We start from the raw sequence: 535 nt of genomic DNA, 5'->3' as shown, positions 1-535 counted from the left end.
AAACAAAGAGAATGCAGAAACGTTCAGGTTATCTGAGATGATCGACTTCTTCGAATCTTCACGTTGTTTAAGTACTCGACTTGCACACTATTTTTCCGACTTAAACGCACCAGAGGTTTGTGGTCACTGCTCAGTATGCGCGGGTCAAACGGCAACGTTGCCGCAAATAGAAACGGCTGAGATAGATCTGGATCGACTCAACAAGTGGGTGTCTGAGTTTAGTATCGCGAGTAAGCCATCCATCAGCAATGAGGCGTTAACTCGTATGTTGTGTGGCATCACGACACCTCTTTCTACCAAATTGAAGGCAAAAAAAATGGAGGGGTTTGGTCAACTAGAGCAGCACCCATTTAGCGTAGTACTTGAAAAGGTAAAAGCGATTAGAAAAAACTCAGTTGTTTAGTCTGCTCATCGGGTTTAAGGATCACACTTAAACCCAGCAATCGAATTTCACGACCATTTTGACGCTTCAATATGTCCCTCAAAAGGCCTTTGAAGTCTTCGAGTTCCAGTTGAGGGTGCACATGTTCAATGG

At 43.9% G+C, this 535-nt stretch carries 1 protein-coding gene and 1 pseudogene; one reads left to right on the top strand and one right to left on the bottom strand.

Features of this window, described 5'->3' with window-relative positions; all coding sequences use genetic code 11:
• Positions 1-403 (top strand): RecQ family zinc-binding domain-containing protein (locus tag BCU12_RS10155; protein ID WP_198599307.1); only part of this gene is annotated, 403 nt, incomplete at its 5' end.
• Here the strand turns inward: BCU12_RS10155 and BCU12_RS10150 are convergent.
• A pseudogene (locus tag BCU12_RS10150) lies at positions 381-535 on the bottom strand (DNA polymerase IV); the annotation flags it as partial. The gene BCU12_RS10155 and the pseudogene BCU12_RS10150 overlap by 23 nt on opposite strands.

The sequence above is a fragment of the Vibrio sp. 10N.261.55.A7 genome (assembly GCF_002877365.1).
Classification (GTDB): domain Bacteria; phylum Pseudomonadota; class Gammaproteobacteria; order Enterobacterales; family Vibrionaceae; genus Vibrio.
Note: the sequence above shows the minus strand (reverse complement) of the source record. Positions and strands in the feature narration are given on the sequence as shown.